The organism is Pseudomonas sp. PS02290, from assembly GCF_029960075.1.
In the GTDB taxonomy this organism is placed as follows: domain Bacteria; phylum Pseudomonadota; class Gammaproteobacteria; order Pseudomonadales; family Pseudomonadaceae; genus Aquipseudomonas.
The window spans coordinates 1-21,313 of the sequence record NZ_JASCOY010000066.1 but is presented as its reverse complement, the minus strand read 5'-3'; the positions used below and the strand labels follow the sequence as shown (position 1 = coordinate 21,313).

The following is a 21,313-nucleotide window of genomic DNA, read 5'->3' as shown; positions in this document are numbered from 1 at the left end:
CAAGTGCCTTTTTCGTTTCACCCCCTCAAAACCTTCCGCAAAAACGGCGCCGTCCGGCTCTCTGGCACGTCCGCAACCTGTTCAGGCGTACCACACGCCACAACATTCCCACCCTTGTCCCCGGCCCCCGGGCCGATGTCGATCACCCAGTCACTCTGGGCAACCACGCGCATTTCATGCTCCACCACCACCACGCTATGCCCTGCATCCACCAACGCATTCAACTGCGTCAGCAGCCTATCCACATCCGTCGGATGCAGGCCCGTGGTCGGCTCATCGAGCACGTACAACGTGGCGCCACGCTGACTGCGCTGTAGCTCCGTCGCCAGTTTGATGCGCTGAGCCTCACCGCCGGACAGTTCAGTCGCAGGCTGACCGAGACGCAGATAGCCCAGACCAATATCACGCAGTACCGTCAGCGAACGCAGCACGCCGGGTTGTTCGGCGAACACGTCCACCGCTTGTTCAACCGTCAGCTGCAGCACGTCGGCGATGCTCAAACCATTCCATTTGATGGCCAGGGTGTCCGGGTTGTAGCGCGCGCCGTGGCAGGTTGGGCAGGGCGCGTAGACGCTGGGCATGAACAGCAACTCAACGCTGACAAACCCTTCGCCTTCGCACACCGGGCAGCGGCCTTTGGCGACGTTGAACGAGAACTGTCCGGCGTCGTAGCCGGCCTTCTGCGCATCGGGCGTCGCGGCGAACAGTTTGCGCACGTTGTCGAACAGCCCGGTGTAGGTCGCGAGGTTGGAGCGCGGGGTGCGGCCGATGGGTTTCTGGTCGACCTGCACCAGACGCTTGATCGCGCTCAATCCGCCAGCGATGTGCCCGCCGGTGGGTTGCGGCGCGTCGTCTTCGAGGCTGGATTCTTCCGCTTCGACTTCCGCGACCGGGCGTCCCAACTCCGCGCCCACCAGTTCCAGCAGCGCTTGGCTGACCAGGCTTGATTTGCCCGAGCCGGAGATGCCGGTCACGGATGTGAAGCAGCCCAGCGGAAACGCTGCGCTCAGTTCGTTGAGGTTGTTGCGGGTGATGCCTTCCAGGCGCAGCCAGTCAGTGGGCTGCCTTCTTGCGGCGCGCAACTCCGTGTGTTCGGCGAACAGATGCCGCCGCGTTTGCGACGCCTCGATTTCGGCCAGGCCTGCGGGAGGGCCGCTGTACAGCACGTGCCCGCCATGCTCGCCGGCAGCGGGGCCGACGTCGATCAGCCAGTCGGCGCGGCGCATGGTTTCCAGGTCATGCTCGACGACGAACAGCGAATTGCCGGACGCCTTGAGCTGCTGCAGCGCTGTAAACAGGGCTTCGCTGTCCGCCGGGTGCAGACCCGCCGACGGCTCGTCCAGCACGTAGATCACGCCGAACAGTTGCGAGCCTAGTTGTGTCGCCAGGCGCAGGCGCTGCAATTCACCCGACGACAGCGACGGCGTGCTGCGATCCAGCGCCAGGTAACCGAGCCCCAGCTCGGTGAGGGTGCTGACCCGCGCCAACAGGTCTTGAGCAATGCGCTGAGCGGCGAGGCGCTTCTCGACAGACAAATTCGGTGTCGCCCGTACATCGGGGGCGGCGTCGTGGGCCGAACCGCCTGCCGTGACGCGCTTTTTTTTCGCTTTGGCCATTTGCTCGCGATCCAGCACAGCGCTGTCGCGATCTTCATCATCGAAGACGCCGGCTGCCACGGGGCGCAAGACCTCGGCCAGCCGCAGCAGTGGCATCTGCGCCAGCTCGCCGATGTCGAGGCCGGCAAAGGTCACCGACAGGGCTTCACGCTTCAGGCGTTTGCCATCGCACAACGGGCACGGGCTGCCGCGCATGAACCGCGAGACGCGCTTTTTCATCAGCGCGCTCTGCGTGGTGGCGAAGGTGTGCTGCACGTAGCGGCGGGCGCCGGTGAAGGTGCCCTGGTAGCTCGGCTCGACCTTGCGCTTGATCGCGAGACGCGTCTCTTCAGGCGTCAGGCCGGCGTAGACCGGTACGTTGGGCTGTTCGTCGGTAAACAGAATCCAGTCGCGATCCTTTTTTGGCAGGTCGCGCCACGGGGTGTCGACGTCGTAACCCAGCGTCACGAGGATGTCGCGCTGGTTCTGACCGCCCCAGGCCAAGGGCCATGCGGCGATAGCGCGCTGGCGGATGGTCAGCGAATCGTCCGGCACCATCAGTTCTTCGGGAATCTCATAGACCCGGCCCAGGCCATGGCACTCGGGGCAGGCGCCCTGGGGCAGGTTGGGCGAGAAGTCCTCGGCGTAGAGCATGGGTTGGCCCGGCGGATAGGTGCCGGCGCGGGAATAGAGCATGCGGATCAGGCTGGACAGGGTGGTCACGCTGCCGACCGAAGAGCGCGTGCTCGGCGTACCCCGTTGCTGCTGCAGTGCAACGGCGGGCGGCAGGCCTTCGATGGAGTCGACGTCGGGCACGCCCACTTGGTCGATGAGGCGTCGGGCGTAGGGCGCGACGGATTCGAAATAGCGGCGCTGGGCTTCGGCGTACAGGGTGGAGAACGCCAGCGAGGATTTGCCCGACCCCGACACGCCGGTGAACACCACCAGCGCGTCGCGGGGGATGTCGACGTCCACGTCCTTGAGATTGTGCTCGCGGGCACCGCGAACCCGGACGAATCCGGGACGGTCGGCATCTACGGTGAAGGAAGAAGGGCGGGCGTCGTCTGTCAGGTGCGGCGGTGTGGTCATGGGTGAGGCCTTTGAATCCTGAAATGCAAGAACGGGTTTACTCGGCGAGGGGCACCTTGGGGGTGTGCCCGGCGTCGTCGTGGTCGCCGCCGGTCAGCGGCTCGTCTTCACGCACATCGTCGGTGCGGTCGCGGTCGTCGGCCACGTCGGCAGGGCGCGCGTCCGGGTCATTGAGTTTTTCACCCGGGATGTGAGCGTCGTGGTTGGTCATGCTGTTTCTCCTGTCAGTTCTTCGGATGCTTCACGAATGACCTCGGCGGCCTGCAGGCCCTGGAGGAAACCGGCCAGCGCCACTTCTTCCAGACGCAGGCCCTTGCGCTGGCGGATGCGCGGCAGCTTGGCCAGTTCGCCCATGGCGAAGGCTTCCAGCACGGCCGGGTGGATGTAGCACTTGCGGCAGACGGCCGGGGTGTTGCCCAGCAATCGGGCGACTTCCTTGACCATGGACACGACGTGTTTCTTCGCGTCCGCCTCCGGTTCCCAGTGCAGCTTGCGCAGGGTCGCCAGGGCCATCGCGCTGCCGGCCCAAGTGCGGTAATCCTTGGCGGTGAAGTCAGCGCCGGTCAGTGTGTGCAGGTACTGGTTGATGTCGTGGGAAGAAACGGTATGCCGCTGGCCGTCGTCGTCCAGGTACTGGAAGAGGTTCTGGCCAGGTAACTCCATGCAGCGTTTGATGATATTCGCCAGGCGTCGGTCGGTGACGCTGAGCCGGTGCTCGACGCCGCTCTTGCCACGAAACTCGAAGTAGATCTTGCTGCCCTTCACGTCGACATGTTTGTTACGCAGCGTGGTCAGCCCGTAGGAGCGGTTGTCCCGGGCATACTGGCTGTTGCCGATACGGATCAGCGTCTGGTCCAGCAATGATAGCACCGCTGCCATGACCTTCTCGCGGCCCATGCCGGGTTTGGCCAGTTGCGTTTCCAGCTGCTTGCGCACCTTGGGCAGCGCCTGGCCGAAGGCGATCATCCGCGAGTATTTGTTCTCGTCGCGGATCTCGCGCCAACGCGGGTGATAGCGGTACTGCTTGCGCCCGCGGGCGTCGCGGCCAGTGGCTTGCAGATGGCCCTGGCGGTCGGCGCAGATCCACACGTCGCTGTAAGCCGGGGGGATCACTAGCGCGTTGATGCGCTTGATCTCGTCCTCGTCGCGGATGCGCTGGCCGTCGATGTCGAAATAGGCGAACTTGCCGCGCAGGATCTTGCGGCTGAATCCGGGCTGGCTGTCGTCGACGTAGTGCAGATCTTTGGGCAGGTCTTCGCTGTGAATTGTGTCCGGCATGAAAGGCAGTCCTGAACGCGGGGTCTTTTTGCATTGACCGTGGCGCTGCGCAGTCGTGCCGAATAATTGCGTTCTGACGAGTGCGATGGATCGGGCCTAGGCCAGCAGCGCCACCGACTTGATCTGCGCCCACAACCGTTGACCGGCTGCCAATTGCAGCTGATCCCTGGAATAGCGGGTAATCCGCGCCAGCAGTGGCGAGCCGTCGGCATCCAGGCGCACCAGCACATGGGCGGTGTTGTCAGCGGCGATCTCTTCGATGACCGTGACCGGCAGGCGATTGAGGATGCTGCTTTGAGCGTCGGGTTGCAGACTCAGGCTCACATCCCGCGCCTGCACTTTAAGGCGCAGCGGCTTGCCGGGCAGCAACGCCGAGTGGGCGACGCGGATGCTCAACTGGCTACGCGGCAGTTGTACGGTGATGAGCTGGTACGCAGCGTCATAGGCTTGAACGGTTCCCTCGATGACCACGCCCGCGTCGTCACCCATCGCCAGTGGCAGATCCAGCCGCGCCAGGGTTTCGCCGATGGGGCCGCTGGCCAGTGCTTTGCCGTCGCTGAGCAGCACCAGATGATCGGCCAGTCGAGCCACTTCATCCTGGGCGTGACTCACGTAGATCACCGGAATATCCAGCTCGTCATGGAGGCGTTCGAGGTACGGCAGGATTTCGCTCTTGCGTTGCGCATCCAGCGCCGCCAGGGGTTCGTCCATCAACAGCAGGCGCGGGCTGGTCAGCAACGCCCGGGCGATACCGACCCGCTGACGCTCGCCGCCGGAGAGTTTGTCGGGCGCGCGGCTGAGCAGATGATCGATGCCCAGCAATGACGTCGCTTGTTGCAGCGTGATACGCCTGTCGCGCTCGGGGATGCGCTTGAGGCCGAAACGCAGATTGCCCTCGACGTCGAGGTGCGGAAACAGGCTGGCTTCCTGGAACACGTAGCCCAAGGGGCGTTTGTGTGGGGGGAGAAAGAAATGGTTGGCGCTGTCCTGCCAGACCTCGCCGTTGACACGGATATAACCGTCGGCTGCCTTTTCCAGCCCGGCGATGCAACGCAGGCAAGTGGTTTTGCCAGAACCGGAATGGCCGTAGAGCGCCGTGACGCCGCGACCGGGCAGATTGAGGTCGACGTCCAGAGCGAACTCGGCGTAGTCGACCTTGAAGCGCACTTCAATGTTCGCGCTCATGCGCCGCTCCACGCCGAACGCGCCTTGCCGCTGGAGTACAGCGCCAGCAGCACCACAAAGGAAAACACCAGCATCGCCCCGGCCAGCCAATGGGCCTGGGCGTATTCCATGGATTCGACGTGGTTATAGATTTGCGTGGACACGACTCGGGTTTTCTCCGGGATGTTGCCGCCGATCATCAGTACCACGCCGAACTCACCCACGGTGTGAGCGAAACCCAGAATCGCCCCGGTGATAAAGCCAGGGCGCGCCAGCGGCAGGATCACCGAGAAGAACGTGTCCCAAGGGCCTGCGCGCAACGTGGCCGCCACTTCAAGGGGGCGCGGGCCGATGGCGGCGAAAGCGTTCTGCAACGGCTGCACCACGAACGGCAGGGAATACAGCACCGAGCCGATCACCAACCCGGTGAAACTGAACGTCAGCGTGCCGAGCCCCAGGCTCTGGGTCAGTTGCCCGACCGCGCCGTTCGGCCCGAGCAACAGCAACAGATAAAAGCCGATCACCGTGGGCGGCAGCACCAGGGGCAGGGCGACCACCGCGCCGATCGGGCCTTTCAGCCAGGAGCGGGTGCGCGACAGCCACAGCGCGATGGGCGTGCCGACGATCAGCAGAATCACGGTGGTGAGGGACGCCAGTTTCAGCGTCAGCCAGATGGCCGCGAGGTCGGCACTGCCCAGCAGCATTTACAGCTGGTACCCGTAGGACTTGATGATTGCGGCGGCCTTCGGGCCCTTGAGGTAGTCCATCAGCGCCTTGGCGGCGGCGTTGTCCTTGCCCTTGTTGAGGATCACGGCGTCCTGCTTGATCGACTCATGCAGGTTGGCGGGCACGATCCACGCCGAGCCGCCGGTCAGCTTGCCGTCCTTAAACACCTGGGAGAGGGCGACGAAACCCAGCTCGGCGTTGCCGGTCTGCACGAACTGATAGGCCTGGGCGATGCTCTGGCCTTCGACGATCTTGCTTTTGGTCGCGTCAGTCAGGCCCAGTTTGTCCAGGGTCTGAGTGGCGGCGAGGCCGTAGGGTGCAGCTTTCGGGTTGGCAATGGACAAGTGCTGGAATTTGCCGTCCTTGAGCACTTGGCCTTTGTCGTCGACGTAGCCGTCTTTGGCCGACCATAGCGCCAGGGTGCCAACGGCATAGGTGAAGCGCGAGCCTTTCACCGTCTCGTTTTCGCTCTCAAGTTTTGCCGGAGTGGTGTCATCGGCGGCGAGGAAGACTTCGAACGGCGCGCCATTTTTGATCTGGGTGTAGAACTGGCCGGTGGCGCCGAACGAGGCCACGAGTGTATGGCCCGTATCCTTTTCGAAATCCGTGGCGATGGCCTGGATCGGCGCGGTGAAATTGGCCGCGACGGCCACCTGGACTTCATCGGCAAACGCTGTGCCCGAGGACAGCGCGACAAAGGCGACGGCCAGTGAGGTGAGGGTGAAGCGATCTGAAACTGCGCGCATGGAACGGCTCCGGGGTGGCGAACGGGAGTGAGAGAGAACGCCAACCGGACGCCGGTCAAACGCTATGCAGCGAAATATATAGCGACTCTTCCCCGCGCGGAAGCCGGATCTTGCCGCGCTGCGTTTTTAAATCGGCGGGTTGATCACCGGCTCAGCGCCCGGCCAGCCGTTCCAGGGCGCCGATGGCCAGCGTCCGGGTAAGTTCTTCCGCCGACAGCGAGTGCTTGATGCCCACTGCCTGACCCGCCCAGAGGTTCATGAAACCGTCGTCGCCCCGGGCTTCGGCCTTGCTGCGCAGCGGCATCAACGCACCGCCGGCCGTGGGGAAGGCCGGCGCGGTATCGGCCATGGGTCCGATGTCAGCCATGATGCGGTTGACGATGCCCCGGGCCGGGCGACCGGTGAAAATGTTGGTGATGGCGGTCTGGCTGTCCTGCGCTCGGCTCAGTGCTGCCTGATGCAGCGCGGAAGTCTTGGCTTCCGGGGTAAACAGATACGCGGTGCCGATCTGAACCGCTGACGCGCCGAGCATGAACGCAGCGGCAATCCCGCGACTGTCGGCAATGCCACCGGCCGCGATGACCGGAATCCTCACGGCATCGACAATCTGCGGCACCAGCGCCATGGTCCCGACCTGGGTGTGAAGCTGATCGCTGAGGAACATGCCGCGATGCCCTCCGGCCTCGTAGCCCATGGCGATGATCGCATCGCAACCCCGCGCTTCGAGCCAAATCGCTTCTTCAACCGTGGTTGCAGAAGACAACACCTTCGCGCCAGTCGCCTTCACCCGCGCCAGCAGCGCAGCCTCGGGGAGACCGAAATGGAAGCTGACCACTTGAGGCTTCAGTTCTTCGATCAAGGCGCAGGCCGCTTCGTCAAACGGTGCGCGGTTGGACGTGGGCGTCGGCGCGTCGAAGTCTGCACCCAGTTCGTCGTAATAGGGCTTGAGCAGGTTTTTCCAGTCGGCATCCGCCTGCGGATCGGCGGGCGGAGTCGAGTGGCAGAAGAAATTCAGGTTAAGCGGCGCGTGAGTGCTCGCGCGTATTCGCGCCACTTCTTCGCGAATCTGCGCGCGGGTGAGCATGGCGCAAGGCAGCGAGGGCAGGCCGCCCGCTTTGCCGACGGCGATGGCCATTGCCGAGCCGGACGCGCCGGCCATGGGCGCTTGGAGGATGGGCAGTTCGATGTCCAGCAGTTTGAGCAGGCGGGTGTCGGGCCAGGCGATCATCGGCAGAGTCTCCATAGCGAAAAGGCTGTTAAAAAGCAGCATTTGAAAAGTTGCGGTTGATTTAATAGACGCTCGGTCTAATATGCAACCCTATGAACGACATCATTGCAAAACCCAGACGCCCCGGCCGCCCGCCCAAAGTGGCGCGCCCCGATGACTTCGACACCCGCGAGGCGCTGATCCGTTGCGGCGTCGAGGTGCTGACCGAGCAGGGCTTCATGGCCACAGGCATCGACGGCATCCTCAAGCGCGTCGGCGTGCCCAAAGGCTCTTTCTACCACTACTTCGCTAGCAAAGAGGTGTTCGGCCTCGCGGTGCTCGACAGCTACGCCGGCTACTTTGCCCGGCGCCTTGATCGCTGGCTGCTGGATGAAACCCTGTCGCCGCTGGAGCGGCTGGCCGGGTTCGTTCAGGAATCAAAGGTCAATATCGCCCGCCATGAGTTCCGCCGCGGCTGTCTGGTCGGCAACATGGGCCAGGAAGTGAGCGTCCTGCCAGCGGGTTTCCGCGAGGCGCTGGAAAAGGTTTTCCTCGATTGGCAGGCGCGCCTGACGGTCTGCTTCAAGGCGGCGATTGCCGCAGGGGAACTGCCAGCGCGCACGGATTGTTCAGAACTGGCGGCGTATTTCTGGATCGGCTGGGAGGGCGCCGTGCTGCGGGCTCGACTGGTGCAGAACGAGCAACCACTCAACACCTTCATTATCGGATTTCTGCGCGGCTTGCCGCGCTGATGTCTTGAGGTCTGGTTATAGACGAGCGGTCTAAATAGGAGAGGGGCAATGTTCAAAGGCATCCTGATCAACAAAGACGACAACGGCTACCGCGCCGAGCTGGCAGACATCGATGACAGTCAGTTGCCCGAGGGCGACGTCACGCTGCGCGTCAGCCACAGCACGCTGAATTACAAGGACGGCCTGGCGATCACCGGCAAAGGGCCGATCGTGCGGCAGTTCCCAATGGTGCCCGGCGTGGATCTGGCCGGCACGGTCGAGGACAGCCGCGACCCGGACTTCAAACCTGGCGATCAGGTGTTACTGAACGGCTGGGGCGTGGGGGAAGGTCATTGGGGTGGCCTGGCACAACAGGCGAGGCTGCAAGGCAAATGGCTGATCCCGCTGCCGAGCGCCTTTACACCGGCGCAGGCCATGGCCATCGGCACGGCGGGATACACCGCGATGCTGGCAATCATGGCACTGGAGAAAAACGGCGTGACGCCGGACAAGGGCGAGGTGCTGGTGACCGGGGCCAACGGCGGTGTCGGCAGTTTCGCCATTGCATTGCTGGCCAAGCTCGGTTATCGCGTCGTGGCCTCCACCGGCCGCGTGAGCGAGAGCGAATACCTGACGTCCCTCGGCGCCGCTGAAATCATCGACCGCGCGACCCTTGCCGAGCCCGGCCGCCCATTGGCCAAAGAGCGCTGGGCCGGGGCAATTGATTCGGTGGGCAGTCACACGCTCGCCAATATCTGCGCGAGCACACGGTACTGGGGCACGGTGGCGACCTGCGGACTGGCGCAGGGGATGGATTTTCCGGCATCGGTGGCGCCGTTCATTCTGCGAGGTGTAACGCTGGCCGGTATCGACAGTGTGATGCGCCCGCGCCAGGACCGCATCGACGCCTGGGCGCGTCTGGCCCGGGATCTGGATGTGTCGCTGCTGCCTTTGATCAGCAGGGAGATCGGCTTGAGTGAAGTGGTTGAAACCGCGCAGCTGCTCATGGACGGGCAGGTGCGCGGCAGAATCGTGGTCGACACCCAGCGCTGATCAGCCGCAGGTGAAAGGGCGCACGTCCAGCACCCTGACCTGCGCCATGGCGGGGTGACGGGGGTTGAGCAGCAGGTTGCGCGTGTGGGTGATGATTGCGGAGGGCACGATCAAACCCAGTTGCTCACGCCGCTCCAGCCAGGCGCTGCCGAAATCCATGCTGGGCCGGTCTGCCGGCGTGACGTCCCAGCCGGGCGGCAGGTGCGAGAGGGCAGGCTGCCAATACAGTGCCGGGGCATCCGGCAACTGCAGGTGAACCAGCTGGAAACCCGGCTGCGGCAGGCTCGCGCACTGAACGAGGGTGTCCAGCGCGCAGCCTGACGCACTCAGCGCCAGGTAGAGGGCCGGCTGGTCGGCATGATTCCAGCGCCCGCCGAACTGCGCGGCGCCGGTGCCGGACAGATCGTTCGCGGCATTTGCCTTGCTGATCCTCCAGGCCTGCATCAGACGACCCCGCCGTGCTGCAAGGCGCTGAGCACCCGACGTGCCTGGCGTGCGCCGATCTCGGTTTCGCACAGGGCAATGGGCGTCTGCCCGTTGAGCGCGCGGTTGGACGCAATCATCCAGCGGCGGGCGGTGTTCTGGTCTTCGAAGAGTTCGGCGGCGTGGGTGGCGAGGGCGGCGACCCGGTCGAGGCGTTCGGAGCCGACGATGTCCAGCGGTCGTTGCTGACGCTGGCGGCGCTCCAGCGTGGAGACCGAGGTTGCCAATAAGGCTTCGAGCTGGCTGTTGCTGAGGCGGAAGGCATTGCGCAGCACCTTGACCCAGCCGGGCGGGAAGCCCGAGCGGATGTAGTCCAGCCGTTCGGTTTCGTTGCGTGCGTTGAGCTGGTCGGCGATCAACCAGAATGAGGGGGCGGTGTCGGTTATCGCTGCTTGAAGAGTCGAAGGCACGTCCATGCTCCTTGTGAGATCCGGTGCAGGGACCTTACGCCGCTGTCAGGGTTTCTCAAGCGAGAAGCTGTTACCGGCGTTTGCATGCTTTGCTTCCCTAGTGGAGCCGGCTTTAGCCGGAAACGCCTAACGGATGGCGTACAGCGCAATCCGACAGCTGACCCTGTTCTTGACGATTTTTAATGACTCACTATGATTAACTTTAAATCACTCTCTAATCAGGACCGTCCTATCATGGCAACTTCCGCAAAGACCCGATCGGTGACGGCTCACGTTCCTGAGGCGTTGGCACAAAAAGTCGATTTGATGGCGGAGCGGCTGGAACGCTCCAAAAACTGGATCGTCAAACAGGCCCTGTCCGCCTGGATAGATCAGGAAGAAGAGCGCAGTCGCCTGACTCGCGAGGCATTGGCTGATGTTGATGCTGGTCACGTAATTGACCACCAGACCGTTCAGGCCTGGGCTGATAGCCTTAGCACCGACACGCCGTTGCCGGTTCCACACTGATGGAACTGAAGTGGACGAGCAAGGCGCTTTCCGACATTGCCCGGCTCTATGAGTTTCTGGCAGCGGCCAATCAGCCTGCCGCCGCACGAACCGTGCAGCAACTCACGGCAGCACCGACTACGCTGCTCGTTAATCCACGCATCGGCGAACGCCTTGAAGAATTTGAACCGAGGGATGTGCGCAGAATCCAGATCGGCCATTACGAGATGCGCTACGAGATAGCCAATTCCACAATCTATCTGCTGCGTCTGTGGCACACCCGCGAGGATCGATAGGATCGTGGAAGCAGCGGAACTGAAGTTTGAGCTGGGCTGAAACCAATCAAAATAGCTCAGCGTGAATGCTGTGGTTCCGTTCCTTGACCTTCACGAGTGAGCAACGCGCGCTTGCGCTCCACCCCCCAACGATAACCCGACAACCCGCCATCGCTGCGCACCACGCGGTGACAGGGAATCGCCACGGCAATGCGGTTTGCACCGCAGGCCAGAGCAACCGCACGACTGGCGGTCGGCGCACCGATTTGCCGGGCGATTTGTGCGTAGCTCGCGGTGGTGCCCGGCGGGATCTGCGCCAGGGCCTGCCAGACCCGCTGCTGAAACGCGGTGCCCTGCAAATCCAGTGGCAGGTTCAGGCCCAGCTTCGGCGCCTCGATAAACCCCACCACCTCAGCCATGAGCCGCTCGAAGTCGGCATCGCCGCCGATCAGCGTGGCGCTGTGAAACTGATCCTGCAGGTCTTGCACCAATCGATTGGGGTCATCGCCCAGCAGAATGGCGCACACGCCGCGCGGACTCCGGGCCACCAGAATCGCACCGAGAAAGCACTCGCCGACGGCAAACCGAATCTCCAGCGCGGCGCCGCCCTTGCGATAGTCGGTGGGGCTCATGCCCAGCAATCCGGCACTGGCTTCGTAAAAGCGGCTGTTGGAATTGAAACCGGCGTCGTAGAGGGCGTCGGTGATCCGCCCGCTGTCCGTCAGTTTGCTGCGCACCTTGTCGGCGCGGTGGGCATTGGCGTAGCCCTTGGGTGTCAGGCCGGTGACGGCTTTGAACACGCGGTGGAAATGCCAGGGGCTCATGCCGGCGTGGACGGCCAGCTCGGCGAGGGTCGGCAGCAACTCCGCGTCGGCGATCAGTCGACAGGCGCCAGCGACAACCGCAGCATGCTGCTCAGCCAGACCGGTGCGGTCGGCGGCGGCGGCGCGTTTGCTCGGGCGAAAGCCGGCAGCTTCGGCCTCGGTGGCACTGTCAAAGAACACCACGTTTTCCGGGCGAGGCAAGCGTGCGCTGCTGCTCGGGCGGCAATAGACGCCGGTGGTGCGCACGCCGTAGACAAACAGCCCGTCGGCGCTGGCGTCCCGGGACAACACGGCGCTCCAGCGCGGGTCGAGCTCGACGCTATCGGGTGACGGATTACGCGGCTGGCGGCTCATTGGCGGCGGCTCTCTGACTGTTCACTGGTCTGTACGTTAGCCGCATCGAGGGAGGCCGACACCCCGACTCTTGCGTTCAAACTCTCATGCTCAGATTCAGCCCAGCATCGGCGGCAAGGTGCCGAGCAACGACACCGCGGCCAGCGCACCGGCGCCACATAGGCATTCCAGAAACACGCTCAACTTCAGGCGCTGAACCGGCAGATCAGCCGCCCGCGCCAGTTGCCGGTTCAGCGCCGCCAGCGCCAGCATGCCCAACACCATCACGACTTTGACCGCCAGCACCAGGCCAAACCCGGCAAACGCAGGTGCAGGCCAGAACCCGCCGCTGAGCGCACGAACGTTGATCAGGCCCGTGGCGATGATCACCGCCACCAGCCCGTAACCGATGCCACTGAAACGCCGCAATACCGCCGCGAGATCGACGCCATGATCAGCCCCCAGCAGCCAGGCCAGCATCCATAACCCGCCGAGCCAGGTGCCGACGCCGAGCAGGTGCAGCATCTGATTGAGGATCAACAACTGGCCTTTCAGCCCGTCAAACATCGCGCCGTGACCGACCGGCGCCAGGGTCATCAGCAACAGGGCATTGAGGACCAGCATGACCCTCGGCTTCGCCCGGCGATTGAGGATGACAACCAGCGCGTTCAACAACAGATGGACGATCCACACGTGCCCGAACCAGGTATTGCCGAGTACCCGCCCGACTGTAGACGGATCGATTGCGCTGCTCCAGTCACTGCTCAGGTAAGCAGCCGTCAGCATCAGCCAGGCCACTGCGCTCGCCAAGGCCACAACGGCAAGCCAGCCGAGCAGTCGTCTCAGGCGAAGTCCAGCCGGGCTGGTCTCAAAAGGCAGCAGGTGCGGGACAAACAACAGGCTGCGGAACGCACCGATCCCGAACAGCAACAGCACTGCGCCGAAGTGGATGAACCGGCACAGGATCAGTCCTTCGTGCATGGGGTTATGGCGTCACCTGAAAGCGATAGGTGCCTTCGCTCTTGTGGGTGTCCACTGACACGGCGTGCCATTCCACCTTGTATTTGCCCGGGACCATCGGCACGGCCGGGGTCACGATCAGGACTTTTTTGTCGTTGGGGTCGGTTTCGACGTTGCGCGTCTGGATGATTTCAGTCGGCGTATCGGGCGCGTCCAGGCTGATCACGACTTTGGTGAAGGTGTCCTCGACGCCTTCGGAGAAGATCAGGCGCAGCTCTTTGGGTGCGCTCACTTCACTGTCGGCAGCCGGCTGCTGGCTTTCAAGATGGGCGTGGGCGAAGGCGGCAGTGGAGGTCAGACAGGCCAGCAGGGACAGGCAGGAGAGGGCGTGCTTGAAACGGTGGGCAGACATCGGCGGGACCTTTGCTAGGGCGGCAGTTGCAGCGAATGGATGATGGATTCGACGGCAGTCGACTCGCGATGATCGGATCGCTACTAGACCAGAAAGTGCAGAAGGACTCCAGCGATTAAGCCGGTTGCGGCGTCGGAATCAAGATGTCTTTAAAGAGGAAATCAGCGCGGCGGGGGGATGGCGTAAATGGCTGCGTCGCCTGAACGACGCAGCCTGGCAGGCTCAGACCTTGAAGAAGCTCACGCGGTCGGTGAGCACGTCGGCCAGGGTCGACAGCTCGCGGCTGGAGCGTGCGACCTGATTGGAGCCGACCGCAGTTTCCAGTGCGGAATCGTGGATGCGGTTGATGTTGACGCTGACGTCATCGGCCACTGCCCTTTGCTGCGCGGCGGCGCTGGCGATCTGCGCGTTCATGTCGTTGAGCGCGCCGACTTCGTGGCGGATCTTCACCAGCGCGGTCTGCGCTTCGTGGGTCTGCTCGACGGTGCGCTGGGCCATTTCGCGGCTTTCGCGCATCAGGTCGGCGGTCTTCACCGCACCCGTTTGCAACTGGCCGACCATGTCGCGTATTTCCTGTGTTGATTCCTGAGTGCGATTGGCCAGAGAACGAACCTCGTCGGCCACTACGGCGAAACCGCGGCCCGCTTCACCGGCGCGGGCGGCCTCGATGGCAGCGTTGAGCGCCAACAGGTTGGTGCGTTCGGCGATGGAGTTGATCACCGCCACCACGTTTTCGATGGCGCGGCTGTCGCTGGACACCTGGCCCACCGAGTCAGCGGCGCTTTCCAGCTTGCGCGCCAGTTGGTCCATTGCCTGGGCAGTGCCTTCGACCACGCGCTTGCCGTTTTCGACTTCATGGTCAGCCGTCTGGGTGGCATTGGCGGCCTGGTCGGCGTAGCCCGCGACTTCTTTTACGGTGGTAGCCATCTGATTGATCGCCGTCGCCATCTGCTGGGTTTCACTGGCTTGCAGGCGCATCTGCTCGCTGTTGCTGTCGGAACTGGACAGCAATTGGGCGGAGGAGTGGGTCAACGCTGATGCGGCAGAGCGTACTTCGGTGATGGTGGCCGACAGGTGCAGGTTGGTCGCCTTGAGCGCACCCATGACGCTGTCGGGATAGGACGTTTCAATTTTGTCGGTCAGCTCGCCGGCCGCCAGACGACGGATTGAAGCCGCGACCTGGTGGGGTTCGGCGCCGAGGGTCGACTTGAGGCTGCGGATGATCAGCAGCGAGGCGATGATGCCCAACACCACGGCGATGCCGGTAGCCAGCAGCATCAGCGAAGCGAATTGCGAGGCCGTGGCTCGTACCGAAGTGATGTGCCCGCCAATGGACGCTTCTTCGAGGTCAATCAGTGCGTTGATACGGGCGAGCCAGTCTTTGTAGGCGCCGGACACTTGCTCCATCAGCAATGTCTGGGCCTGGTCGATCTCGCCTTGCTGACGCAGCTTGAGCAGTTTCTCGGTGGCGCTCAGTGCCGTGCGTTCGGCGGTCTTGATGTTGGCCAGCAGCTCTTGCTCACGGGGCGACGCACCCTTGGTCTGGTAGATGCGGTCCATGGGCGCGGCCGAGGCCTGATAAAGGCCGTCCAGGCGCTCGATGTCACGCAAGTGCGTGGCAAGGCCGGCATCATTGCGCACCAGTACGGCATCGCGCAGGGCAATGGCGCGGTCATGCACGCTGCCTCGGAAGTTGATCGCGTAGCGCTGTTTGACGGTGGCGTCCTCACTGACGTCGGTCAGGGCGGATTCCATCAGATGAACCCTGTTAACGCCCACCAGGGTGACGAGAATCATCAGCGCGAGGACAAGCCCGAAGCCCAGTCCCAGGCGCTTGGCAATTGAAAGATCTTTGAACATAAGGGCACCTGAAATGATGGCGTTCGTGATATTAGAACGCTATTACTTGGTGCGCTTTATATCGGAGTTTTCAGAGCAGTGCCGAAATATTTTCGCTATTAAAGCAATAGAGTCCGTTGGTCCTTTTACAAGGAATTTTTCCGCCGTTGGGTGTTCGGGGACATGTCGCGAACGTCCGGTAGAACGCGGGCATAAAAAAAGCCACCGCACTGACGTGAGGTGGCTAAAAGTCTTACCAAAGGAATGATGAAGCGGAGCATGATTCGATTGCCTGATGCTGCGGAGTCATCCGGCAATTGAGTCGTGTTCTTCATCGCCGACGACGGTAACACTGGCTTAAAGTTTTCGACTATTACGAAGATTGATAGTGACTATCAAGACTCGTTGGGAATCCCGCCGGTCGGATAGTGCTACAAGATTTTCGGCCTTCAAGTGCGTGGTATGACCTGGCCTGAACGTGCATCAACAATAATCAATGTGCTCCATTGGCTGGAACAGCCGTCCAGTCACTGGCATGTGTGTTTCGCTTCCATCTGCCGCAACGCCCGCTTCAGCGCTGAATCGTCGTGTCAACTTGAAACAGTGCCCCGCATTCGGGGGCGCACGCGCTGGGCCTTAATCGAGACAGGGGATAACAATGACTTTCGTGAAATGGAATCTGATGACGCTGGCGGTATCGCTGGGCGTCAGTCAACTGGCAACGGCAGCAGTTGTCAGTGATCAATCGGAGGCCAAGGGCTTCGTCGACGACAGCAGTCTGACCGTTCACCTGAAGAACTATTATTTCAACCGGGACAACAAAAACGGCAAGGACGACAGCAAGGACTGGACCCAGGGCGTGCTGGGTAACTTCAGCTCCGGCTTCACCCAGGGCACCGTGGGTTTTGGCGTTGATGCCTACGGTTACTGGGGCCTGAAACTGGATGGCGGTGGCGGGACCACCGGCACTGGCAACCTGCCAGTGGACAGCCATGGCAATCCCCAGGATGAATACGGCACAGCCGGCGGGGCGCTGAAGATGCGCATCTCGAAGACTGAATTGCGCTACGGCAATCTGCAGCCCCAGGCGCCAGTGTTTGCCGCGGGCGGCTCACGCCTGTTCCCGCAAACCGCCACTGGCTTTAACCTGCTGAGCAGCGACATCGCCAACCTGGAACTTGACGGCGGCCACTTCACCGGCAGCAACGGCCCGATCACCACCAACAATGATCACGGTATCTGGGCGGCGTATGCCAACGTCGAAGCCAGCAGCATTGACTACGCCGGCGGCAAATATGCGCTCACCGATAATCTGTCGGTCAGCCTTTACGGCTCGGACCTCAAGGATGTCTGGCATCAGTACTACGGCAATGCCAACTACACCTTGCCGATCTCTGATCAGCAGTCGTTGAACTTCGATTTCAATATCTATCGCACCAACGACAGCGGTGCCGCCAAGGCGGGCGATATCAGCAACACGACCTGGTCGCTGGCGGCGGCCTATTCATTCCTGACCGCACATACCGTGACCCTGGCCTACCAGAAAGTGCATGGCGACACGCCGTTCGATTATGTGGCCTTTGGTAATAACGGCGCGGGCGACACTGGCGATTCCATACTGCTGGCCAACTCGGTTCAGTACTCCGACTTCAACGGCCCGGGGGAAAAGTCCTGGCAGGCGCGGTATGACCTGAACATGGCGAGTTACGGCGCGCCGGGGCTGAGTTTCATGGTTCGTTATATCCACGGTGACGACATCGATGGGTCCCATATTCCATCGAACAGCACTTACACCGGTTATGGCGATGACGGCGACCACCACGAAACCAACCTCGAAGCGAAGTATGTCGTGCAGTCCGGACCGGCAAAGGATTTGTCCCTGCGCATGCGTCAGGCCTGGCACACCGCCAACGGCGATCAGCCTGATGGCGACGTGAAGGAATTTCGTTTGATTGCCGATTATCCGATCAATATTTTCTGATCGGGAGGCGGGTGATGTGAATCCCCGCTGCATAAGAAAGCCAGGCTTTCCGAAAGGAAGCCTGGCTTTTTTGCTTTTGTCACTGGCCGGGATATGTATCAGTAGGGCGGGCCTCTTCCCGGCTAAAGCCGGTCCCACACAGTGCACGCCGCTGCGTCCCTCCTGACTGCACGCATTGCTTTCGTAGGACCGGCTTTAGCCGGGAAGGGGCCGGCACAAGCAACACACTCCAACAGCGAACATCAATCAGGCGTGTGATCCCCACGAATCGAAAAATTCGCCATGTGTTCCAGCCCCTTGATCAGCCCCGAGTGATCCCAGCCACTCCCGCCCAACGCCGCGCAGGTGCTGAACACTTGCTGGGCGTTGGCCGTATTGGGCAGGTTCAGGCCCAACTCCCGCGCACCTTCAAGGGCCAGGTTCAGATCCTTTTGATGCAGCGCGATCCTGAAGCCCGGGTTGAACGTCCCTTTGATCATCCGTTCGCCATGCACTTCAAGAATCTTCGACGAGGCAAAACCGCCCATCAACGCTTCCCGCACCTTGGCCGGGTCGGCGCCGTTTTTCGAGGCAAACAGCAGGGCTTCGGCCACGGCCTGGATGTTCAGCGCGACGATGATCTGGTTGGCGACCTTGGCGGTCTGGCCGTCACCGTTGCCACCGACCAGGGTGATGTTCTTGCCCATGGTCTGGAACAGGGGCAGGGCGCGCTCGAATGTCGCCTGCTCGCCGCCGACCATGATGCTCAGCGTGGCCGCCCTGGCGCCGACTTCACCGCCCGACACCGGTGCGTCGAGGTACTGCGCGCCGGTGGCGTTGATTTTCTCGGCGAAGGCTTTCGTCGCCGAGGGGGAAATCGAGCTCATGTCGATGACCACGTTGCGGCTATCAACGCCCTCGCTCAGACCGTTTTCGCCGAACAGCACGTCGTTGACCTGCGGGGTGTCCGGCAGCATGACGATGATGAATTCCGCTTCCTGCGCCACTTCCCGCGGGTTGGCCAGCACCGTCGCGCCGCCCTCCACCAGGGACGCGGGCGGGGCAATGAAGTGCCGGGAGAGAATCAATTGATGACCTGCTTTCTGCAGGTTTTCTGCCATGGGCAGGCCCATGATGCCGGTGCCGATGAAGCCGATGTTAGCCATAGAAGATGCCTCTGGTTGTTGTTGGGGAGCAAGCGGCAAGCTTCAAGCCGCAAGCTAGAAGCCTGACTGCGTTCGTCCGGCTGGCAATGCGTGAAGCTTGAAGCTTGAAGCTTGCCGCTGACTTCAGATCAAATTATGGGTTTTCAGCCATCCAAGCCCGGCTTCGGTGGTGGTCAGCGGCTTGTATTCACAGCCGATCCAGCCGCGATAACCCAGCCGGTCCAGGTGCTTGAACAAAAAGCCGTAGTTGATCTCGCCGGTGCCCGGTTCATGGCGCCCCGGGTTGTCCGCCAGTTGCACGTGACGGATCGCCGGCAGGTGGTTTTCAAGGGTGCGGGCCAGGTCGCCTTCCATGATTTGCATGTGGTAGATGTCGTATTGCAGCGACAGATTGCGGCTGCCGACCTTCTCGCGAATCGCCAGCGCCTGGGCGGTGGTGTTCAGGTAGAACCCCGGAATGTCCCGGGTGTTGATCATTTCCATCACCAGATCGATGCCCTGGGCTTGCAGGCGGTCGGCGGCGTATTTGAGGTTGTCGACGAAGGTCTTCTCGACCAGCCCGTCGTCGAATCCCTGGGGCTTGATCCCCGCCAGGCAATTGATCTGGGTGTTGCCCAGGACCTTGGCGTACGCAATGGCCAGGTCAACGCCGGCATAGAACTCCTCGACTCGATCGGGGTGACAGGCGATGCCGCGCTCGCCCTTGGCCCAGTCCCCGGCTGGCAAGTTGAACAGCACTTGAGTGAGCCGGTTGCGGTCCAGCTCGGCCTTGATCTGGGCGGAGCTGAAGTCATAGGGAAACAGGTACTCGACGCCACTGAACCCGGCGTCGGCGGCGGCTTCGAAACGTTGCAGAAATGCCAGCTCGGTGAACAGCATCGACAGGTTGGCGCATAAACGGGGCATGACGTACTCCTTGTTCGTGTTCCGGGTTCGTGTTGGGAGCTCTTGTTTGGAGCAACCAGGCGCGATCAGTCCAGCAGGCTGGTGGCGGTGGGGGCGTCGGCGCGGCTCTCGGCCAGGGACTCGAATTCATTGATGGCGTTGATCTCGGTGCCCATTGCAATGTTGGTGACGCGTTCGAGAATGATCTCCACCACCACCGGCACGCGGTACTGCTGCATCAGGCTGGTGGCTTCGGCGAAGGCGGCCTGCAGGTGCGCCGCGTCAAGGACGCGGATAGCCTTGCAGCCGAGGCCCTCGGCAACCGCGACGTGATCGACGCCATAGCCTTCCAGCTCAGGCGCATTGATGTTGTCGAACGCCAACTGCACGCAGTAATCGATGTCGAAATTGCGCTGGGCCTGACGGATGAGGCCCAGGTACGAGTTGTTCACCACCACGTGGATGTACGGCAGCTTGAACTGCGCACCGACGGCGAGCTCTTCGATCATGAACTGGAAATCGTAATCCCCTGACAGCGCGACCACCTGGCGGCTCGGGTCGGCCTTGACCACGCCCAGCGCCGCCGGAATGGTCCAGCCCAGCGGCCCGGCCTGTCCGCAATTGATCCAGTGACGCGGCTTGTAAACGTGGAGGAATTGCGCGCCGGCAATCTGCGACAGGCCGATGGTGCTGATGTAGCAGGTGTCCTTGCCGAAATACTGATTCATCTCCTCGTACACCCGCTGCGGCTTGACCGGGATGTTCTCGTAATGGGTCTTGCGCTGCAGCGTGCGCTTGCGTTCCTGGCAGCTCGCAAGCCATTCGCTCCGGTTCTTCAGCTTGCCGGCGGTGTGCCACTCGCGCGCCACTTCGATGAACATCGCCAGGGCTGCGCCGGCGTCGGAAACGATGCCCAGATCCGGCGTCAGCACGCGGCCGATCTGCGTCGGTTCGATGTCGACGTGGATGAACGTGCGCCCTTCGCTGTACACCGACACGGTGCCGGTGTGGCGGTTGGCCCAGCGGTTGCCGATGCCGAGGACCAGATCGGACTCCAGCATCGTCGCGTTGCCGTAGCGGTGAGAGGTCTGCAGCCCGACCATGCCGGCCATCTGCGGATGATCGTCGGGGATCGTGCCCCAGCCCATCAGCGTCGGGATCACCGGAATGCCGGTCAGCTCGGCGAACTCCACCAGCGCGTCCGACGCATCGGCGTTGATGATGCCGCCGCCGGCCACGATCAGCGGACGCTCGGAGGCGTTAAGCATCGCCAGGGCTTTTTCAATCTGCTTGCGGCTGGCCTGGGGTTTGACCACCGGCAGCGGTTCGTAGGCGTCGATGTCGAATTCGATCTCGGCCATCTGCACGTCGAAGGGCAGGTCGATCAACACCGGACCGGGTCGGCCGCTGCGCATCAACTGAAAGGCTTTCTGGAACACATAGGGCACCTGGCCCGGCTCCATGACCGTGGTCGCCCACTTGGCCACCGGCGCGGCGATGCTGGCGATGTCCACGGCCTGGAAGTCCTCCTTGTGCATCCGTGCACGCGGTGCCTGGCCGGTGATGCACAGAATCGGAATCGAGTCGGCGGAGGCTGAATACAGACCGGTGATCATGTCAGTGCCGGCCGGGCCCGAGGTGCCGATGCACACGCCGATGTTGCCGGCGATGGCGCGGGTGTAACCCTCGGC

The 21,313-nt window shown here is 62.5% G+C and carries 21 protein-coding genes and 1 pseudogene; 5 read left to right on the top strand and 17 right to left on the bottom strand.

Translation table 11 applies throughout. The features are described 5' to 3' along the window. Positions 1-17: 17 nt before the first annotated feature. From QMX88_RS22000 to QMX88_RS21970, 7 genes are all read right to left on the bottom strand, one after another. Complete coding sequence (locus QMX88_RS22000; RefSeq protein WP_282372350.1) at positions 18-2,684, bottom strand: excinuclease ABC subunit UvrA; 2,667 nt, start codon at positions 2,682-2,684, stop codon at positions 18-20. 37 nt (positions 2,685-2,721) lie between these two features. Further along, positions 2,722-2,895, bottom strand: a complete 174-nt coding sequence (locus tag QMX88_RS21995; protein WP_282372349.1) for a hypothetical protein — start codon at positions 2,893-2,895, stop codon at positions 2,722-2,724. Then, positions 2,892-3,962 (bottom strand): DNA topoisomerase IB, encoded by a 1,071-nt coding sequence (locus QMX88_RS21990; protein ID WP_282372348.1) that lies wholly within the window; start codon positions 3,960-3,962, stop codon positions 2,892-2,894. Before QMX88_RS21990 ends, QMX88_RS21995 begins: the two co-directional genes overlap by 4 nt. 96 nt (positions 3,963-4,058) lie before the next feature. Then, entirely contained in the window at positions 4,059-5,147 is a 1,089-nt protein-coding gene (modC, locus tag QMX88_RS21985; protein WP_282372347.1) for a molybdenum ABC transporter ATP-binding protein, read from the bottom strand. Beyond that, positions 5,144-5,830: a molybdate ABC transporter permease subunit gene (modB, locus tag QMX88_RS21980; protein ID WP_282372346.1), complete on the bottom strand. Its 687-nt coding sequence runs from the start codon at positions 5,828-5,830 to the stop codon at positions 5,144-5,146. Before modB ends, modC begins: the two co-directional genes overlap by 4 nt. Continuing rightward, positions 5,831-6,598, bottom strand: a complete 768-nt coding sequence (gene modA / locus QMX88_RS21975) for a molybdate ABC transporter substrate-binding protein (RefSeq protein ID WP_282372344.1) — start codon at positions 6,596-6,598, stop codon at positions 5,831-5,833. A 151-nt stretch (positions 6,599-6,749) separates the two neighbouring features. Then, positions 6,750-7,826 (bottom strand): NAD(P)H-dependent flavin oxidoreductase, encoded by a 1,077-nt coding sequence (locus QMX88_RS21970; RefSeq protein ID WP_282372343.1) that lies wholly within the window; start codon positions 7,824-7,826, stop codon positions 6,750-6,752. Between the two features lie 92 nt (positions 7,827-7,918). On the opposite strand from QMX88_RS21970, the gene acuR reads away from it, so the two are divergent. Both acuR and acuI read left to right on the top strand, forming a co-directional pair. Further along, on the top strand, positions 7,919-8,557 hold the full coding sequence (gene acuR / locus QMX88_RS21965) for an acrylate utilization transcriptional regulator AcuR (protein WP_282372342.1): 639 nt from the start codon (positions 7,919-7,921) through the stop codon (positions 8,555-8,557). Between the two features lie 48 nt (positions 8,558-8,605). Further along, positions 8,606-9,589, top strand: a complete 984-nt coding sequence (acuI, locus tag QMX88_RS21960; RefSeq protein WP_282372341.1) for an acrylyl-CoA reductase (NADPH) — start codon at positions 8,606-8,608, stop codon at positions 9,587-9,589. Here the strand turns inward: acuI and QMX88_RS21955 are convergent, their stop codons facing one another. Together QMX88_RS21955 and parS are read right to left on the bottom strand one after the other, a co-directional pair. Continuing rightward, entirely contained in the window at positions 9,590-10,033 is a 444-nt protein-coding gene (locus tag QMX88_RS21955) for an RES family NAD+ phosphorylase (protein ID WP_282372340.1), read from the bottom strand. Then, complete coding sequence (gene parS / locus QMX88_RS21950) at positions 10,033-10,482, bottom strand: type II RES/Xre toxin-antitoxin system antitoxin (protein WP_282372338.1); 450 nt, start codon at positions 10,480-10,482, stop codon at positions 10,033-10,035. The genes QMX88_RS21955 and parS overlap by 1 nt, the downstream gene beginning before the upstream one ends. Positions 10,483-10,716: 234 nt before the next feature. Between parS and QMX88_RS21945 the strand changes: the two genes are divergently transcribed. Both QMX88_RS21945 and QMX88_RS21940 read left to right on the top strand, forming a co-directional pair. Continuing rightward, positions 10,717-10,989, top strand: coding sequence for a CopG family ribbon-helix-helix protein (locus QMX88_RS21945; RefSeq protein ID WP_192173946.1), 273 nt, complete (start codon positions 10,717-10,719; stop codon positions 10,987-10,989). Further along, positions 10,989-11,264 carry a type II toxin-antitoxin system RelE/ParE family toxin gene (locus QMX88_RS21940; RefSeq protein ID WP_122537187.1) on the top strand — a complete coding sequence of 92 codons (276 nt, stop codon included), beginning with the start codon at positions 10,989-10,991 and terminating at the stop codon, positions 11,262-11,264. The genes QMX88_RS21945 and QMX88_RS21940 overlap by 1 nt, the downstream gene beginning before the upstream one ends. Before the next feature lie 56 nt (positions 11,265-11,320). Here the strand turns inward: QMX88_RS21940 and ada are convergent, their stop codons facing one another. The 5 genes and pseudogenes from ada to QMX88_RS29845 form a co-directional block, all read right to left on the bottom strand. After that, positions 11,321-12,421: a bifunctional DNA-binding transcriptional regulator/O6-methylguanine-DNA methyltransferase Ada gene (gene ada / locus QMX88_RS21935; RefSeq protein ID WP_282372337.1), complete on the bottom strand. Its 1,101-nt coding sequence runs from the start codon at positions 12,419-12,421 to the stop codon at positions 11,321-11,323. A gap of 96 nt (positions 12,422-12,517) precedes the next feature. Then, positions 12,518-13,381, bottom strand: coding sequence for a copper homeostasis membrane protein CopD (gene copD / locus QMX88_RS21930; protein WP_282372336.1), 864 nt, complete (start codon positions 13,379-13,381; stop codon positions 12,518-12,520). 4 nt (positions 13,382-13,385) lie between these two features. Further along, positions 13,386-13,772: a copper homeostasis periplasmic binding protein CopC gene (copC, locus tag QMX88_RS21925; protein ID WP_192173942.1), complete on the bottom strand. Its 387-nt coding sequence runs from the start codon at positions 13,770-13,772 to the stop codon at positions 13,386-13,388. Between the two features lie 222 nt (positions 13,773-13,994). After that, the gene (locus QMX88_RS29850; RefSeq protein WP_442969486.1) at positions 13,995-14,699 is read right to left on the bottom strand and encodes a methyl-accepting chemotaxis protein; all 705 of its coding nucleotides are present in this window, start codon (positions 14,697-14,699) and stop codon (positions 13,995-13,997) included. A 423-nt stretch (positions 14,700-15,122) separates the two neighbouring features. Further along, positions 15,123-15,632, bottom strand: a pseudogene (locus QMX88_RS29845) (MCP four helix bundle domain-containing protein); the annotation flags it as partial. A gap of 637 nt (positions 15,633-16,269) precedes the next feature. Between QMX88_RS29845 and QMX88_RS21915 the strand changes: the two are divergent. Beyond that, positions 16,270-17,592 (top strand): OprD family porin, encoded by a 1,323-nt coding sequence (locus QMX88_RS21915; RefSeq protein WP_282372333.1) that lies wholly within the window; start codon positions 16,270-16,272, stop codon positions 17,590-17,592. A gap of 242 nt (positions 17,593-17,834) precedes the next feature. Here the strand turns inward: QMX88_RS21915 and QMX88_RS21910 are convergent, their stop codons facing one another. From QMX88_RS21910 to gcl, 3 genes are all read right to left on the bottom strand, one after another. Beyond that, entirely contained in the window at positions 17,835-18,737 is a 903-nt protein-coding gene (locus QMX88_RS21910; RefSeq protein ID WP_282372332.1) for a 2-hydroxy-3-oxopropionate reductase, read from the bottom strand. A gap of 123 nt (positions 18,738-18,860) precedes the next feature. Further along, positions 18,861-19,643 carry a hydroxypyruvate isomerase gene (gene hyi / locus QMX88_RS21905; RefSeq protein WP_282372331.1) on the bottom strand — a complete coding sequence of 261 codons (783 nt, stop codon included), beginning with the start codon at positions 19,641-19,643 and terminating at the stop codon, positions 18,861-18,863. Positions 19,644-19,708: 65 nt separating this feature from the next. Further along, on the bottom strand, positions 19,709-21,313 hold a 1,605-nt coding region (gene gcl / locus QMX88_RS21900), incomplete at its 5' end, for a glyoxylate carboligase (protein WP_282372330.1).